Below are 16,863 nucleotides of genomic sequence, written 5' to 3'. Positions count from 1 at the left end.
ATGCTTTTTTTGCTAGAATCTGGTCAATTTTGACGATAAAAATAGATAAATATAACAAACGATTATGACAACCAATTATTCAGCACACGAAATCACCGTATTAAAAGATCTTGAACCTGTACAGTTACGTCCAGGTATGTATACAGATACCACTCGCCCAAACCATTTAGGTCAAGAGGTCATTGATAACAGTGTTGATGAAGCATTAGCAGGGCATGCAACAAAAATTGAAGTGATTTTGCATAAGGATCAATCCCTTGAAGTCATTGATAATGGAAGGGGAATGCCTGTAGATATTCATCCTATTGAAAAAGTCTCAGGTGTTGAAGTCATACTCACTAAACTGCACGCTGGTGGTAAATTCTCCAATAAAAATTATGAGTTTTCAGGTGGTTTACACGGTGTGGGTATTTCCGTGGTCAATGCATTGTCTGAACGTGTTGACGTCACAGTAAAACGCAATGGAGAAGTATATAAAATTGCCTTTGAAAATGGTGTGAAAGTAGAAGAACTTGAAGTCATTGGTACTTGTGGTCGACGCAATACAGGTACTACTGTTCATTTCAAACCCAATCCAAAATATTTTGATAGCGATAAATTCTCAGTATCACGCTTACGACATTTATTACGCGCGAAAGCAGTACTGTGTTCAGGTCTAGAAATTAAATTTATTGATAAAGTTAATAATACTGAAGACTGCTGGCTATATGAAGATGGGTTAGCAGATTATTTAAGTGAAGCAGTGGATGGTTTCGTTACTCTTCCCGAAAAACCTTTTATTGGTGATTTCAAAGGCAATACAGAAGCTGTCAGTTGGGCGTTATTATGGTTACCTGAAGGCGGTGAATTATTAGGCGAAAGTTATGTTAATCTCATTCCAACTATTCAAGGTGGAACACATGTTAACGGTCTACGCCAAGGTTTACTTGATGCAATGCGTGAGTTCTGTGAATTTCGTAACTTATTGCCACGCGGTGTAAAATTAACGGCAGACGACATTTGGGAACGTTGTGCATACGTTCTGTCTCTTAAAATGCAAGATCCTCAATTTGCAGGGCAAACCAAAGAACGCTTATCCTCACGCCAAAGTGCTGTTTTTGTCAGCGGTGTAGTTAAAGATGCGTTTAGCTTGTGGTTAAACCAAAATGTACAACAAGCCGAACAGCTTGCTGAAATTGCCATTAGCTCAGCACAACGTCGTTTACGCGCCACCAAAAAAGTAGTGCGTAAAAAATTAGTCAGTGGTCCTGCATTACCTGGTAAGCTTGCTGATTGTAGTCAACAAGATTTAGCAAAAACTGAATTATTTCTTGTAGAAGGTGACTCAGCAGGTGGGTCTGCCAAACAAGCTCGTGATCGTGAATATCAAGCAATATTACCTTTGCGTGGCAAAATTTTAAATACATGGGAAGTGTCTTCTGAACAAGTGCTATCTTCTAATGAAATTCATGATATTGCTGTTGCACTAGGTATTGATCCTGATAGTGAAGATCTCTCTCAACTACGCTATGGTAAAGTGTGTATCCTTGCCGATGCTGACTCCGATGGCTTACATATTGCGACATTACTCTGCGCTTTATTTTTACGTCATTTCCCTAAATTAGTACAAAATGGCCATGTTTATGTCGCCATGCCTCCACTCTATCGTATAGATCTAGGGAAAGAAATCTTCTACGCCTTAGATGAAGGAGAAAAAGAAGCGATTTTAGATCGCTTGAAAAATAAAAAAGGTAAACCTAACGTACAACGTTTTAAAGGACTCGGTGAAATGAATCCGATCCAATTACGCGAAACCACAATGGATCCCAATACTCGCCGTTTAGTACAACTCACTTACCATAAAGAAGAGAATGAAGGTGCTGAAACCTTGGAGTTAATGGATATGCTGCTTGCGAAAAAACGCTCAGAAGATCGTAAAAATTGGTTGCAAACAAAAGGTGATCAAGTTGACTTGAGTGTATAAATTGACATTTCTGAATAAAATAAATTTATACATAAAGATGAGTAAATCGATAAGTGCGGTAGATTTTACCTAAATTTTCTCATGTAACGAGTGTAAATAAAGAAAAATTCTTTAACCAAATAAAATAGCGAAACAATGAAAAAAATGATCTATTTTGTGTAAATGACAATTTTACAATGAAGATAAGCTGTTTAGCTAATAACCTTTTTTCTTTTGCGTTCTTTTTTAAGCAAACAAAAAAGAGAATTACAACCAGCGAAATTCAATATAAAAACTGAAAAATAACGATATAACCGAATACAAAACATAAAAAATAATCTCAAAATAAAATAACATTATGAACATAATTAACTATGAAGGTATTGAACAAACGCCATTACGCGAGTTCACCGAAAAAGCTTATTTGAATTATTCCATGTACGTCATTATGGATCGTGCATTACCTTTTATTGGCGATGGATTAAAACCTGTCCAACGCCGTATCATTTACGCTATGTCTGAGTTAGGCTTGAATGCAGCCGCAAAATACAAAAAGTCTGCACGTACAGTCGGGGACGTACTGGGAAAATTTCATCCACATGGAGATTCTGCTTGTTATGAAGCAATGGTATTAATGGCACAGCCTTTTTCATATCGTTACCCTTTAGTCGATGGGCAAGGTAACTGGGGCGCTCCCGATGATCCCAAATCTTTTGCTGCCATGCGTTATACTGAATCTCGCTTATCAAAAATTGCTGAGGTTCTATTGTCTGAATTAGGACAAGGTACTGTTGATTATCAACCTAACTTTGATGGCACATTATCTGAACCACAATATTTACCTGCACGTTTGCCACATATTTTATTGAATGGCACAACAGGGATTGCGGTAGGAATGGCAACGGATATCCCACCACATAACATTAATGAAATTGCTGATGCCGCAGTTATGTTGATTGAGAATCCGAGAGCTACGTTAGATGATTTATTAAGTGTAGTACAAGGCCCAGATTATCCGACAGAAGCTGAAATTATCTCATCAAAAGACGATATTCGTAAATTATATGAGCAAGGTCGCGGTTCTATCCGTATGCGTGCAGTATGGAAAAAAGAAGATGGTGAAATTATTATTACCGCGCTCCCACATCAAGCCTCGCCTTCAAAAATCATTACTCAAATCGCGGATCAAATGACTGCCAAAAAATTACCTATGGTAGAAGATATTCGTGATGAGGCCGATCATGAAAATCCCACTCGTATTGTTATTGTCCCTCGCTCTAATCGTGTTGATGTAGATGCGTTAATGGCACATTTATTTGCAACTACTGATTTAGAAAAGAGTTATCGTGTCAATATGAATATGATTGGCTTAGATAATAAGCCAGCTGTAAAAAATTTAGTCGAAATCCTGACGGAATGGCTTCAGTTCCGTCGAACTACCGTGACTCGTCGCCTCCAGCATCGCCTTGATAAGGTCCTAACACGTTTACATATTCTTGAAGGTTTAATGATTGCATATCTCAATATCGATGAGGTGATACACATTATCCGTCATGAAGACGAGCCAAAACCTGTATTAATGACTCGCTTTAGTTTAACAGATGAACAAGCCGAAGCGATTCTAAACTTACGCTTACGTCATTTAGCTAAATTAGAAGAGCACGAATTACAAGCAGAAAAAAAACGTTTAGAAGAGGAACGTGATAGTTTACAACTCACATTAGGATCTGATCGCCGTTTAAATTCATTAATCAAAAAAGAAATTCAGCAAGATGCAAAAACTTATGCCAGTCCACGTTTATCACCATTAGTTGAACGTGCGGAAGCTAAAGCAATTTCGGAAAATGAAATGACACCGGCTGAGCCAGTAACCGTTATTCTCTCAGAAATGGGTTGGGTGCGTTGCGCTAAAGGCCATGATATTGATGTCCAAAACATCAGTTATAAAGCGGGTGATAAATATCTTGATCATGCATATGGTAAAAGTAATCAGCCTGCAGTATTTATTGACAGTACCGGACGCAGCTATGCATTAGATCCACTCAGCTTACCTTCTGCACGCTCTCAGGGCGAACCATTAACAGGTAAATTGACATTACCATCGGGAGCAACAATTGAGCATGTTTTAATTGAAAATGAAAATCAAGCATTGCTGATGGCATCTGATGCTGGCTATGGCTTTATTTGTAAATTTGAGGATTTAGTTGCACGCAATAAAGCAGGTAAAGCACTGATTTCATTACCTGAAAACGCTAAAGTATTAATGCCCTTAACGCTTACTGATAACAACGCCTTATTAGTCGCACTGACTTCAGCTGGCAGAATGTTGATCTTTCCAGTCAATGATTTACCCTCACTGACTAAAGGTAAAGGCAACAAAATTGTGACAATTCCAGCAGCCAACGCAAAAGCCCGTACAGAGTTGCTCGTACGGTTATTATTAATTAGAGAAAACTCTACGCTTGTTTTCCATTCAGGTAAACGGAAAATCACCTTAAAACCTGAAGAACTGCAAAAATTCCGTGCAGAGCGAGGCAGAAAAGGAACTCAACTCCCTCGTGGCTTACATAGCCATGCTGAAATTGAAGTGATTGCACCTGAAAGTGAATAAAAAATGCACCTGAAAAATGAGATTGATATGATTCTCTTTTCAGGTGCTTATTTTTAAATCCTCTGTAGCCTAGCTACAATTTCTACTAGTAAGATTAAGATAGCTCATTTTAAGCTAGCTTCATAAACTTAAGAAATGATTTTAAAACTGGCTATATAGTTAGCACTGACATCTTTATTGAGCCAAAATTTTCCTGTAAGTGGATTATAATGATAACCAACCATATCTAAACAAGTTAACTGTGACTCATCGCACCAATTCAATAATTCAGCAGGTTTAATAAATTTTTCATAATCATGGGTACCTTTTGGTAGCATTTTTAATACATATTCCGCGCCCAAGATCACCAGTGTCCATGCTTTCAAAGTACGATTAATTGTTGAGAAAAAAATGCTACCGTTTGGTTTCAGCAATTGCTTACAGCTTTCAATCACAGAATTTGGATCTGGCACATGTTCTAACATCTCCATACAAGTAATGACATCAAACTTCTCAGTGTGCCAATTTTCACCATGAAGTGCGGTCTGTTTTTGCAAAAATTCTTCAACCGTAGTTCGTTGATAATCAATAGTCACCCCACTTTCTTGTGCATGCTGTTTTGCAACTTGCAGCGGTGCTGATGTCATATCAATCCCCGTTACTCTGGCACCTTGTTTTGCCATACTTTCTGATAAAATACCGCCACCACAGCCAACATCTAAAACTTTTTTACCTAATAACCCATTCGCTTGTTGAGCGATGTAACTTAAACGTAACGGGTTAAGTTGATGAATCGGCTTAAAATCCCCTTGTGGATCCCACCAACTTTTCGCCATTTTTTCAAATTTATCAAGTTCTTGCTGATCAATATTTTGCATGTGCGTTCTTCTTATGATTTTGAATAGAAACAATGCGTTATTATTCCTCAAATCCCATAAAATTTCACTATAAAATTAGGGAAGCAACAGATTTTATGCTATAATTCCGCTAATTTTTTGATTAATCAAACTCAATGAGTAGGAAGTTTTCAATGACCGATTCAGTCCAAGATACTATTCATCAAGATATTAGCCCAATCAGCATTGAGGAAGAACTAAAATCTTCATATCTTGATTACGCGATGTCAGTCATCGTAGGTCGTGCGTTACCTGATGTACGTGACGGTTTAAAACCTGTACATCGTCGTGTGTTATTTGCTATGCATGAAGGCGGTAACGCGTATAACAAGCCTTACCGTAAATCTGCGCGTATCGTTGGAGACGTTATCGGTAAATATCACCCTCATGGTGACAGTGCAGTCTATGACACGCTTGTACGCATGGCACAGCCATTCTCTTTACGCTATATGTTAGTTGATGGACAAGGTAACTTTGGTTCGATTGATGGTGATGCTGCTGCAGCTATGCGTTATACCGAAGCCCGTATGACTAAAATTGCACACGAATTATTAGCTGATCTTGACAAAGAAACCGTTAACTTCGTACCAAACTATGATGGTTCTGAACAAATTCCCGAAGTATTACCCACTAAAGTCCCTGCACTTTTAGTTAACGGCTCATCAGGTATTGCCGTTGGGATGGCAACAAATATTCCTCCACATAACCTAGGCGAAGTATTAGACGGTTGTTTAGCTTATATTGAAAATAATGAGATTACGATTGATGAGCTAATGACGTATATTCCTGGTCCAGACTTCCCTACTGCTGCATTAATCAACGGTCGTAAAGGAATCGAAGAAGCCTATAAAACAGGGCGAGGGAAAATTTATGTACGAGCGAAAGCCGAAGTAGAAACAGACGAAAAAGGTAGTGAAACTATCGTTGTACATGAAATTCCTTATCAGGTTAATAAAGCCAAACTGATTGAAAAAATTGCTGATCTAGTCAAAGAGAAAAAAATTGAAGGCATTAGTGCCATTACTGACTTATCTGATAAAGACGGTATGCGTATTGAAATTAAAATCAAACGCGATGCCGTGGGTGAAGTGGTATTAAACAATCTTTATGCACTGACTCAATTACAAGTGACTTTTGGGATCAATATTGTTGCTTTAGACAAAGGTCAACCAAAACTCCTTAATTTAAAACAGCTTATTGAAGCATTTGTCTTACATCGCCGTGAAGTAGTTACACGCCGTACTGTATACGAATTACGTAAAGCACGTGAACGTGCACATATCTTAGAAGGTTTAGCTATCGCATTAGCTAATGTTGATCCGATTATTGAATTAATTCGTCGAGCACCAAACCCTGAAACAGCAAAACGTGAATTAATTGCTCAAGCTTGGAAATTAGGCAATGTCGCCGATATGCTTGCAGCAACAGGCGTTGATGCAGCTCGTCCAGAAGAATTAGAAGAACAATATGGCATCCGTGATGGAATGTATTATTTAACAGAAGTCCAAGCACAAGCTATTTTAGATCTACGCTTACAAAAATTAACTAATTTAGGACATGATGAGATCCTAGATGAATACAAAAAATTACTCGATGTAATTGGCGAACTACTTTATATCTTACGCAGTCCAGAACGTTTAATGGAAGTGATACGCGAAGAATTAGAACAAATTCGCGAACAATTTAATGATCCTCGTCGTACTGAAATCACTGCAAGTTCTGCAGATATTAATCTTGAAGACTTAATTGCTCAAGAAGACGTAGTTGTCACCCTTTCACATGAAGGTTATGTTAAATACCAACCATTAACTGATTACGAAGCGCAACGTCGTGGTGGTAAGGGTAAATCAGCAGCAAAAACAAAAGAGGAAGACTTCATTGAACGCCTACTTGTTGCCAATACACATGATACAATTTTGTGTTTCTCAAGTCGTGGACGCTTATATTGGTTGAAAGTATATCAATTACCACAAGCTAGTCGTGGTGCACGTGGTCGCCCAATCGTAAATATCTTGCCTTTAGATGAAAATGAACGTATCACTGCTATTCTACCAGTAACCGCTTATGAAGAAGACAAATTCGTGGTCATGGCAACTGCAGGTGGTATTGTGAAGAAAATTGCCTTGACTGAATTTAGTCGCCCACGTTCAAGTGGTATTATTGCATTAAATTTACGTGATGAAGATGAATTAATCGGCGTCGATATTACTGATGGTAGCAATGAAATCATGCTCTTCTCTGCTCAAGGTCGTGTAGTACGCTTCAGTGAAAGTGCTGTACGTGCGATGGGGCGTGCAGCAACAGGTGTACGTGGTATCAAACTAGCACTCACTAACGATATATCTGAAGATGAAAGTGCGGTCGAAATTGAAGAAATTTCAGATGACAACACAAACGATGTATTGGATTTAAATGTTGATAAAGTTGTTTCATTAGTCATTCCTAAAGGTGAAGGTGCAATTCTGACAGCAACACAAAATGGCTATGGTAAACGTACTGAATTGGAACAATATCCAACTAAATCGCGTAATACTAAAGGTGTCATTTCAATTAAAGTGAGTGATCGCAATGGCAAAGTTGTTGCTGCAACACAAGTAGATGAAGCCGATCAAATCATGTTGATTACCGATGCAGGTACGCTAGTCCGCACACGTGTCAGTGAGATTAGCATTGTTGGTCGTAACACACAGGGAGTGCGTTTAATTCGTACCGCCGAAAATGAAACCTTGGTTGGTTTACAACGTGTTTGTGAAGTCGATGATGAAGATCCAGAAGTCATCGATAATGAAAGTGCGGTCGATATTGAAGACATTTCAGCTGAATAAATAATGTTGAATAAAAGCAGTACATTGCTACTGCTTTTTTATTTGTGGGGAACCTATGATAATTAACTTAATCTATACACATATTATCTGTGCATTTCTAAGCCTGGCTCTATTACTCATACGAGCGGCAATGGTAGCCACTGGTAAAAATTGGCGTGACTACACACTCCTTAAAATTTTACCACACTTAACTGACACACTATTGCTCGCAACAGGCATAGTTCTTTTTATTCTGTCTGATCGTAGTCTTGAACCTCTTTTCATTGTGAAAATGGTACTGATCATTATGTATATTACGGAGTCTATAAAAGCATTCAATAAAAAAGACTATCAACTTAAAAAAGCCTATCTTGTTAGCTCAATACTTTCTTTGGTGTGCGTGATAATCATCGCCTATTTTATTTAAATAGGCTAGCAAACAAAAAAGGATTGAAACTATTAAATTCAATCCTTTTCTTTTATAAAAAATAGCTATCCGCCCGCGAGTTTTACTACATATCCTTTTTGTTCAAGCAGCTGTTTAAGTAAATCCCGTTTTTCGCCTTGGATTTCAATAGAACTATTCTTAACAGAACCACCACAACCACAACGTTTTTTAAGTTCTGCAGCAAGTAATTTTAATTCAGCATCCGATAAATCTAAGCCTGTAATCACAGAAACACCGCTGCCTTTACGACCGCTTACTTGGCGTTGAATACGGACAATACCATCCCCTTTTGGACGAACTACCTCTGGTTTTTCCGCTTTAATTCGGCCTAACTTGGTAGAATAAACTAATTCACTACTACTCATAGATCTTCACTAATTTGTTGGTAACGATGCATTAATTGCTTTAAGCACTTCAGCTGGATTCTCTGCTTGTGTAATTGGACGACCAATCACCAAATAATCAGAGCCTGCTTGAATTGCCCCCGCAGGAGTCATCACACGACGTTGATCACCAAAATCACTGCCAATTGGGCGAATTCCTGGTGTGATTAATTTGAAATCTTTACCACAATTAGCACGTAAAATTTCAACTTCTTGTGGTGAACATACAACACCATCTAGTCCTGCACGTTGCGTTAAATTGGCTAAACGAATTACTTGTTCCATTGGTGAAGCATTAATACCTATTTGAAGTAGGTCAAGATCTTCCATACTTGTGAGTACAGTAACACTGATCAACAATGGTGCATCTTTGCCATAAGGTTCAAGAATTTTTTTTGCTTCTTCCATCATGCGTAAACCACCACTTGCATGTAAATCTACCATCCATACCCCTAAATCTGCTGCAGAACGCACCGCTCTTGCTACTGTATTCGGAATATCATGAAACTTGAGATCGAGAAATACATCAAAATTACGATTATGTAATTCTTTCACAAATTTAGTGCCCAATGTAGTAAACATTTCTTTACCTACTTTCAAACGACACAAACTTGGATCAATTTGATCAACTAGCGCTAATGCGTCTTCTTCCTTTTCATAATCTAGCGCTACAATAATTTTATTCGTCATAATTTTCCCTCTCAGTGTTCAATTAATTATGTTCAGTTAATCTTCAATAGGCTTGATAGTTTCCCAATGCCGACATGATGGGCAGCACCACGCAAGTTTATGGGCTTGATAACCACAATTAGTACAACGGTAATCAAAATTTTGTCTAATACGCTCGCCCACCATTTTATGTAGCAAAACGAGACTTTCTTTCCCTCGTCCTTCTTCTGCATCATTAATCTGATATTGAATAAAACGGTGAAATAAAAACGTTGTTGGATGCTGATTTAACTGTTGATAGAGTTTTGCTTGTGCAGCACTTCTACCATCCATTTCTTCTATCAGATCAGATAAGGCAAGTTCTACTGCACTATTTTTAGTAATCCGACTTGCTTTAATTAAAAAGAGCTCAAAACTTTCTAATTGATTAAGTTTATGATAACTATCCTTTAACAGACTTAAAACCTCACCAACATATGCAGCATTTTGCTCAAGCACATTTTCTAACACTTCAACGGCTTGTTGATATCGTTTTTCTTTGATTAAGATTTCACCTAATAAAATAGATGCACGAACACAATTAGGCGCAACTTTTAAAGCAGATTCTAATAGCGCTTTTGGATTTTGTTTATGATCAGAAGGTAGATTTTGTGCATATTCACAATAATACTGAGCTAATGCAATATTATTTTGCTGTGGCGAAATCTTAGTAAGCTTTTCTGCAACATTGATTGCTTTCTTCCACTCTTTTGTTTTTTGATAAATAACAGCTAGCTGCTGTAGTGCATTTTCTGCAAAATCTGGCTCATCTACCAACATAATATAAAGAGATTCTGCTCGATCATAAAAACCAACCGCCATAAAATCTTTTGCTAATTGTTGTTTAGCTAGCAGCTTTTGTTCAAAAGTATAATTAGGACTACGATCAAGCGCTTGGTGAATACGTAGTGCTCTGTCAACTTCACCACGAGAACGATAAAGGTTACCTAATGTTAACTCGGCTTCAAATTGTGAGGCACTATCGATTTCATTTTCCGCTTCTTGTTTCTGTAGGATATCAAGAAATAAATCAACTGCTTTATCTGGTTGATTTGATAATAGAAAATTCACTCCCGTCACATAATCGCGAGAGAGTTTATTGGTCATATCTTCCTGATCTTTTTTAGCACTACGATGCCCCATATACCAGCCATAAGCAGCTGCGATAGGTAAAAGTAGGAAGAGTAACTCGAGCATTATTTAATAACCTTATCTCGAGCTGTTAATTCATTAATTTGTAAAGTCTGGCGTTTAATTTGACGAGCTAATGAAATATTTTTCAATTTTAATTTGATATAAAAAAGAGCGCTAATTAACCAACCTAAAATCAGACCTAAACCAAATAAAATCGCAACTAAAGTTGATAAACGGAACTCACTCTGCGCTACCATATAATTGAAACTAATGATTTGATCATTGTTCGCACCGATCGTGATAGCAACAAGCACAATGGCAAGTACAAGTATTAATCCCAAAATATATTTAATCATCAACTATCTCCTGACAAAAATGAGTGTTCTCATTATGCCAAAAATAAATACAAAAAACGACACTTTAAAGTGTCGTTATATAAAGTTAGTTGAAATTATGCGTAAATATCAACACGCTCTCTTAGCTCTTTACCAGCTTTAAAGTGCGGTACAGATTTTGCGTCTAATTTCACTTGTTCACCCGTTTTAGGATTACGCCCTAAACGAGGTTGACGATAATGCAAAGAGAAACTACCAAATCCTCTCACTTCAATACGCTTACCGTTTTCTAAGGCGAATGACATTTGGTCCAAAATTTCTTTTACTGCATTTTCAACATCTTTTGCTGCAATTGAATGATTTTTTTGAACTAAACGCTCAATAAGCTCTGATTTAGTCATAATTTTCTCCTAACTTAATATAGAAAGCTAGCGTGAATAATTCACGCTAGCTATACTTTTACAAGGGAAACTTAATTATTCACCTTTAGCTGCTTTGAATGCTTCAGCCATTGCATTCGGAATAGCAACTTCTTCTTGCTTATTATTCACAGTTGCAACTGCTGCTGCTTCTTCAGCTTGGTCTTTCGCACGTACAGATAAGTGAACAATACGAGCTTTACGATCAACGCCAGTGTATTTCGCTTCAACTACATCACCTGCATTCACTTCATTTGTTAAGTCAGCTGCACGGATATAACCTTCTACACCACCGTCTAATTCAACTTTTGCACCTTTCGCATCAGCTTCAACAACTTTAGCGCTTAATACTGCACCTTTTTTGTTTACTGCTACGAAGTTGTTGAATGGATCTTCTTCAAGTTGTTTAATACCTAAAGAAATACGCTCTTTCACTGCATCGACTTGTAATACAACTGCTGCAACTTCGTCACCTTTTTTGTAGTTACGAACAGCATCTTCACCAGATACATTCCAAGAAATGTCAGATAAATGAACTAAACCGTCAATACCACCTTCAAGACCGATGAAGATACCGAAATCCGTGATTGATTTGATTTTACCTTCAACTTTGTCGCCTTTATTGTGTGTTTCAGCGAATTGTAACCATGGGTTAGGTTTACATTGTTTTAAACCTAAAGAAATACGACGACGTTCTTCATCAATTTCTAATACCATGACTTCAACAACATCACCTAAACTTACAACTTTAGATGGGTGGATGTTTTTGTTTGTCCAATCCATTTCAGAAACGTGAACTAAACCTTCAACACCATCTAAAATTTCAACGAAACAACCATAATCGGTTAAGTTAGTTACTTTACCTGTTAATTTGCTGTTAACTGGGTGATTTTCAGCAATTGCAACCCAAGGATCTTGACCTAATTGTTTTAAGCCTAAAGATACGCGAGTGCGATCTTTGTCAAATTTCAATACTTTAACAGTAATTTCATCACCAACATTGACGATTTCGCTTGGGTGTTTAACACGTTTCCAAGCCATATCAGTGATGTGTAATAAACCGTCAACACCACCTAAATCTACGAATGCACCGTAGTCGGTTAAGTTCTTAACGATACCTTTAACTTCAGAACCTTCTTGTAAGTTCTCAAGAATTTGTTCACGTTCTTGGCTATTTTCTGATTCGATTACAGCACGACGAGAAACAACAACGTTGTTACGTTTTTGGTCAAGTTTGATAACCTTGAACTCTAACTCTTTACCTTCTAAGTGTAGAGTTTCACGCACTGGGCGAGTATCCACTAATGAACCTGGTAAGAATGCACGAACACCGTTTAACTCAACTGTGAAGCCACCTTTCACTTTACCGTTGATTAAACCGATAACAGTTGCCTGCTCTTCGTATGCTTTTTCTAACTCAATCCAAGATTCGTGACGAACTGCTTTTTCACGAGAAAGTTTGGTTTCGCCGAAACCATCTTCAACAGCGTCTAACGCAACATTAACTACATCACCAACTTGAACTTCTAATTCGCCTTGTGCGTTTAAGAATTCTTCAACAGGGATTGCTGATTCAGATTTTAAACCAGCGTCAACAAGCACAAAGCCTTTTTGAATAGCAACAACAGTACCGCTAACGATAGAACCTTGACGGGTTTCAAGTTCTTTTAATGATTCTTCAAATAGTTGAGCAAAAGATTCAGTCATAATTAATCTTCAATTTAAAATATAATAACGTCCACTTCAAAATCCGTTGAATGTGGGGTTGAGAATACATGTTCATCCTTCCCTGGATAAACGGTTAAAAATAATTTAAGCTTTAATATCAAGATGTTGCTGAATATAATTTATTGCTTGTTGAATCACTTCATCAATTGTTAATGTCGTGCTATCCAACAATAAAGCATCTTCAGCAGGTTTGAGGGGCGCAACTGTGCGATTTCTATCACGAAAGTCACGATCTTTTATCTCGGCTAAAATCTGGTCAAAGTTACCACTAATCCCTTTATTTTGCAACTGTTTATAGCGTCTTTTTGCTCTTTCTTCCGCACTTGCATCCAAAAATAATTTCACTTGAGCTTGTGGGAAAACCACCGTCCCCATATCTCGCCCATCTGCAATTAAACCTTTTATAGTCGAAAAATCTTGTTGAAGTTGCAGTAATGCTGCTCGTACTTTTGGAAAAACAGCAATTTTAGAGGCTGCTTCAGCCACTTCTTGAGTACGAATTTGTCTGCTTACATTTTCACCATTTAAGATAATTTTTACTTCACCATCTTGTGGTAAAAATTGAATATCCAATTTTCTCGCTAACTCAGCTAACGCACTTTCATTATCCAATGCAACATCCTTTTTTAAAGCTGCTAATGCTGTGACACGATAAATAGCTCCACTATCTAATAAAGCAAACCCTAGCTTTTCTGCTAACGCGTAGCATAATGTGCCTTTACCCGCACCACTTGGGCCATCAACAGTAATCACAATATTTTTCTGCATATAGAATACTCTTTCTTATCTAAAAATTATGCTAAAGCATACCATAATCCACAGGATTTTGATGAGATTGTCAGTATAGTCTATAGTCTATTTTTTAAAAAAATTTGATAATGATTAAACTTTAAACAACTTGTTATATTTTTATTCATTTTTTTCTTTGCAAAAAGCAAAAATAAAAATAAAATTGATAATCGTTATCAATTCAATAAAAAAGAGAATAAAAAAATGGACGCGCAATTAAAAACATTTAAGAAAGGACTTATTGCAATTTTGGTCTGTGCAGCTATCACACCTGTTCATGCAGAAACTGATACAAAAAAAGAAAGCCAAGAAAAAAGCAATATACTAACTGAAATTGTTGTATACGGTGATCAAAATAAATCAATGACATCAACACAAAGTGTGAGTCAGGATGATATGAAAAAAACACCTGTCACTAATGGCAACATTACTGATTATTTACGGTCAAATCCACATGTACGTTATGAAAATAGCGATCAAAATGGATTACAACGCGGTGAAATCAAACCCGAAAATATTTCCATTAATGGTGCAGATACAAACCAAACAGCTTACTTTGTAGATAATGTGAATGTTAATAATGATTTAACAATTGAAAGTGAATTATTTGATGGTGCAATGCAAACTTTACCTGGCATCTCACATACTCAAGCTTATTTCTTTGATGCAAATATGTTATCGAAAGTTGAAGTACAAGACAGTAATATCTCTGCTAGTCTTGGTGGATTTACTGGGGGAGCTGTCATTGCAAAAACAAAACAATACAGTGGTAAAGATGGTATTAAATTAAAATATCGCACAACTGATTCCTCATGGGGCAAACTTGTAGAAAGTGGCGACTCAAAAAAAGTGTTAAACAAAGTCCGTCCAGGGTTGGATGGTGCAACTGATTTACAACCTAAATATACAAAACATAATTTTAGCTTAGTTACTGAAAAAGGATTAACTGATAACTTAGGATTAGTGTTTGGATTAAGCCGCCGTACCTCACGTATTGATCAATATCGTCTCATCGGCTTCTCTACAGAAGCACAATTACACCAACAAGCACATACTCGTGATTCTGATAATGCTCTTTTAAATTTTAACTGGACAATTAATGATAATAATCGTTTAGAACTGAGTACCCGTTATTCCAATTATCGAGAAGAAAAATATTCTCAAACCAATGTAAATAGTAACGTATCTGACTACCATAAAGCATTTGGTGCAACATTAGCTTGGATTCGTAGCTTTAACTCTGGTGTTTGGACAAATACCTTAGCCTACGATCATTTTAAAGATAAACGCAATTCCAGTTCTAATCACGTAGACACAGTGAGTGTAATGGATGATAACTACGACATATTATATGATTATGAAAAAGGGGGTTATGGAGATAGTCAACTGACACAACAAAACCTCCATTATTCTACCGAATATGCCTTTGAACCCTTTGATTTGGGCTCATTCACCCACTCTATTTCATTGGGTGGAATTTATCAATTTACACGATATAAATTCTATCGTCCTAAAGATGTTTATTCTAGAATAGGTGAAGCACAATTAGGAGACTCTAATATTACTTGGTATCCGAATAACGATGGCTCTACCACTTCTATTATACCTAAAGGGAATGCCAAAACGCGTTACCAGAATGTTGCCTTATATATTGAAGACTTAATTAGCTGGAAAAAATTTGAATTACGTCCAGGTATTCGTTTTGAACGTGATGATTATTTAAAAAATAATAATATCGCGCCTCGTTTTGTTGCAAGATTTAAGCCTCTAGAAGAAACCCGTTTAAGTTTAGGTTTGAACCGCTATTATGGACGTTCTTTTGCTTCACTAAAATTGACTAATGAAATTTTAAAAATTAATCGAGATACGACCAATATTCGCGATTTCCAATTATCTGGTCGCTTAAAAACGCCTTATGCTGACGAATTAAGCTTAAGCTTTGAGCAAGAATATCGTAACTTGTTATTTAAGTTAGGCTATATCCACCGTGAAAACAAAAACCGCATAACTTTAAAACGTAAACAAATCAATAAGACAGGTCGTCCTGAATATGCCAAATACTATAGTAATTCGAATAATTATAAAGTAGATATCCACACTATCCAAATCAATAATATTGAGCCTTGGCAGTTAGGGAAAACTTACTGGAATGCATCATTAGGATTCGATTGGCTAAAAACAAAACGAGCTGACTTAGCAAACTCACTCAATCCAAATGATCCTGTGTATTTGGATGGACGCTTAATGAATCGCAAAACCATGCAACAAAAAGTAAATTCAAATACTGAAGACTGGATTGCTCGTTTAGGTCTTGATATGGCTATGCCTAGTTGGGATTTAACTTGGTCAAATAAAGTGTATATTAAAGCACCTATTAAAGGGTATGATGAGCTTGATATAAATCATCCAGATGGTATTCCTCGTTTCCGTACTTTTGACTATGGAACACACACACAATGGGACTCAAGTATTCGCTGGCAACCTAAATTTGCAGGTAAACATAATATCTATGTTCAAGCTGATATTCTGAATGTCTTAAATAAAACACGAAAAATTCGCTCTGTTTCTATTTCAAGCACATCCGAATATAGCATCTACACCCCTGGTCGTGAGTTCTGGCTTGAAGTAGGTTATGAATTTTAAATAACCTTTTCTCACAAAAAATCTACGTGTTATGTTTATAATAC

13 protein-coding genes are annotated in these 16,863 nt (G+C 36.9%); 5 read left to right on the top strand and 8 right to left on the bottom strand.

Annotated elements, in window-relative coordinates:
* Positions 1–64 precede the first annotated feature (64 nt).
* Both parE and parC read left to right on the top strand, forming a co-directional pair.
* Entirely contained in the window at positions 65–1,963 is a 1,899-nt protein-coding gene (parE, locus tag DYE19_RS02790; protein ID WP_115322534.1) for a DNA topoisomerase IV subunit B, read from the top strand.
* Positions 1,964–2,300: 337 nt separating this feature from the next.
* Complete coding sequence (gene parC, locus DYE19_RS02785) at positions 2,301–4,553, top strand: DNA topoisomerase IV subunit A (RefSeq protein WP_115322533.1); 2,253 nt, start codon at positions 2,301–2,303, stop codon at positions 4,551–4,553.
* A gap of 128 nt (positions 4,554–4,681) precedes the next feature.
* Here the strand turns inward: parC and ubiG are convergent, their stop codons facing one another.
* On the bottom strand, positions 4,682–5,410 hold the full coding sequence (ubiG, locus tag DYE19_RS02780) for a bifunctional 2-polyprenyl-6-hydroxyphenol methylase/3-demethylubiquinol 3-O-methyltransferase UbiG (protein ID WP_115322532.1): 729 nt from the start codon (positions 5,408–5,410) through the stop codon (positions 4,682–4,684).
* Positions 5,411–5,562: 152 nt separating this feature from the next.
* Between ubiG and gyrA the strand changes: the two genes are divergently transcribed.
* Together gyrA and DYE19_RS11555 are read left to right on the top strand one after the other, a co-directional pair.
* Positions 5,563–8,253: a DNA topoisomerase (ATP-hydrolyzing) subunit A gene (gene gyrA, locus DYE19_RS02775; RefSeq protein WP_115322531.1), complete on the top strand. Its 2,691-nt coding sequence runs from the start codon at positions 5,563–5,565 to the stop codon at positions 8,251–8,253.
* Between the two features lie 55 nt (positions 8,254–8,308).
* Complete coding sequence (locus DYE19_RS11555; protein ID WP_049213951.1) at positions 8,309–8,659, top strand: SirB2 family protein; 351 nt, start codon at positions 8,309–8,311, stop codon at positions 8,657–8,659.
* A gap of 65 nt (positions 8,660–8,724) precedes the next feature.
* On the opposite strand, the gene yciH is transcribed toward DYE19_RS11555, so the two are convergent.
* The 7 genes from yciH to cmk all read right to left on the bottom strand — a co-directional run bounded on the left by yciH (position 8,725) and on the right by cmk (position 14,155).
* Complete coding sequence (gene yciH / locus DYE19_RS02765) at positions 8,725–9,045, bottom strand: stress response translation initiation inhibitor YciH (protein ID WP_115322530.1); 321 nt, start codon at positions 9,043–9,045, stop codon at positions 8,725–8,727.
* A gap of 9 nt (positions 9,046–9,054) precedes the next feature.
* A complete protein-coding gene (gene pyrF / locus DYE19_RS02760) occupies positions 9,055–9,753 on the bottom strand; it encodes an orotidine-5'-phosphate decarboxylase (protein ID WP_115322529.1) in 699 nt (232 codons plus the stop codon).
* Between the two features lie 36 nt (positions 9,754–9,789).
* Positions 9,790–10,968, bottom strand: a complete 1,179-nt coding sequence (lapB, locus tag DYE19_RS02755; RefSeq protein WP_115322528.1) for a lipopolysaccharide assembly protein LapB — start codon at positions 10,966–10,968, stop codon at positions 9,790–9,792.
* Positions 10,968–11,261 carry a LapA family protein gene (locus DYE19_RS02750; protein ID WP_115322527.1) on the bottom strand — a complete coding sequence of 98 codons (294 nt, stop codon included), beginning with the start codon at positions 11,259–11,261 and terminating at the stop codon, positions 10,968–10,970. Before DYE19_RS02750 ends, lapB begins: the two co-directional genes overlap by 1 nt.
* 95 nt (positions 11,262–11,356) lie before the next feature.
* On the bottom strand, positions 11,357–11,641 hold the full coding sequence (locus DYE19_RS02745) for an integration host factor subunit beta (protein WP_049213946.1): 285 nt from the start codon (positions 11,639–11,641) through the stop codon (positions 11,357–11,359).
* Between the two features lie 75 nt (positions 11,642–11,716).
* Positions 11,717–13,366, bottom strand: coding sequence for a 30S ribosomal protein S1 (gene rpsA / locus DYE19_RS02740; RefSeq protein ID WP_049213945.1), 1,650 nt, complete (start codon positions 13,364–13,366; stop codon positions 11,717–11,719).
* Between the two features lie 105 nt (positions 13,367–13,471).
* Positions 13,472–14,155 carry a (d)CMP kinase gene (cmk, locus tag DYE19_RS02735; protein ID WP_049213944.1) on the bottom strand — a complete coding sequence of 228 codons (684 nt, stop codon included), beginning with the start codon at positions 14,153–14,155 and terminating at the stop codon, positions 13,472–13,474.
* 225 nt (positions 14,156–14,380) lie between these two features.
* Between cmk and DYE19_RS02730 the strand changes: the two genes are divergently transcribed.
* A complete protein-coding gene (locus tag DYE19_RS02730; protein ID WP_115322526.1) occupies positions 14,381–16,819 on the top strand; it encodes a TonB-dependent receptor plug domain-containing protein in 2,439 nt (812 codons plus the stop codon).
* The last annotated feature ends 44 nt before the right edge of the window (positions 16,820–16,863 follow it).

Origin of the sequence: Pasteurella canis, assembly GCF_900454865.1 — a bacterium.
GTDB classification, from domain to species: Bacteria; Pseudomonadota; Gammaproteobacteria; order Enterobacterales; family Pasteurellaceae; genus Pasteurella; species Pasteurella canis.
Note: the sequence above shows the minus strand (reverse complement) of the source record. Positions and strands in the feature narration are given on the sequence as shown.

Excerpts from the sequence above, each read along its gene's own strand:
- parE (WP_115322534.1), top strand. The coding sequence starts at position 65 with ATGACAACCAATTATTCAGCACACGAAATCACCGTATTAAAAGATCTT.
- parC (WP_115322533.1), top strand. The coding sequence starts at position 2,301 with ATGAACATAATTAACTATGAAGGTATTGAACAAACGCCATTACGCGAG.
- ubiG (WP_115322532.1), bottom strand. The coding sequence starts at position 5,410 with ATGCAAAATATTGATCAGCAAGAACTTGATAAATTTGAAAAAATGGCG.
- gyrA (WP_115322531.1), top strand. The coding sequence starts at position 5,563 with ATGACCGATTCAGTCCAAGATACTATTCATCAAGATATTAGCCCAATC.
- DYE19_RS11555 (WP_049213951.1), top strand. The coding sequence starts at position 8,309 with ATGATAATTAACTTAATCTATACACATATTATCTGTGCATTTCTAAGC.
- yciH (WP_115322530.1), bottom strand. The coding sequence starts at position 9,045 with ATGAGTAGTAGTGAATTAGTTTATTCTACCAAGTTAGGCCGAATTAAA.
- pyrF (WP_115322529.1), bottom strand. The coding sequence starts at position 9,753 with ATGACGAATAAAATTATTGTAGCGCTAGATTATGAAAAGGAAGAAGAC.
- lapB (WP_115322528.1), bottom strand. The coding sequence starts at position 10,968 with ATGCTCGAGTTACTCTTCCTACTTTTACCTATCGCAGCTGCTTATGGC.
- DYE19_RS02750 (WP_115322527.1), bottom strand. The coding sequence starts at position 11,261 with ATGATTAAATATATTTTGGGATTAATACTTGTACTTGCCATTGTGCTT.
- DYE19_RS02745 (WP_049213946.1), bottom strand. The coding sequence starts at position 11,641 with ATGACTAAATCAGAGCTTATTGAGCGTTTAGTTCAAAAAAATCATTCA.
- rpsA (WP_049213945.1), bottom strand. The coding sequence starts at position 13,366 with ATGACTGAATCTTTTGCTCAACTATTTGAAGAATCATTAAAAGAACTT.
- cmk (WP_049213944.1), bottom strand. The coding sequence starts at position 14,155 with ATGCAGAAAAATATTGTGATTACTGTTGATGGCCCAAGTGGTGCGGGT.
- DYE19_RS02730 (WP_115322526.1), top strand. The coding sequence starts at position 14,381 with ATGGACGCGCAATTAAAAACATTTAAGAAAGGACTTATTGCAATTTTG.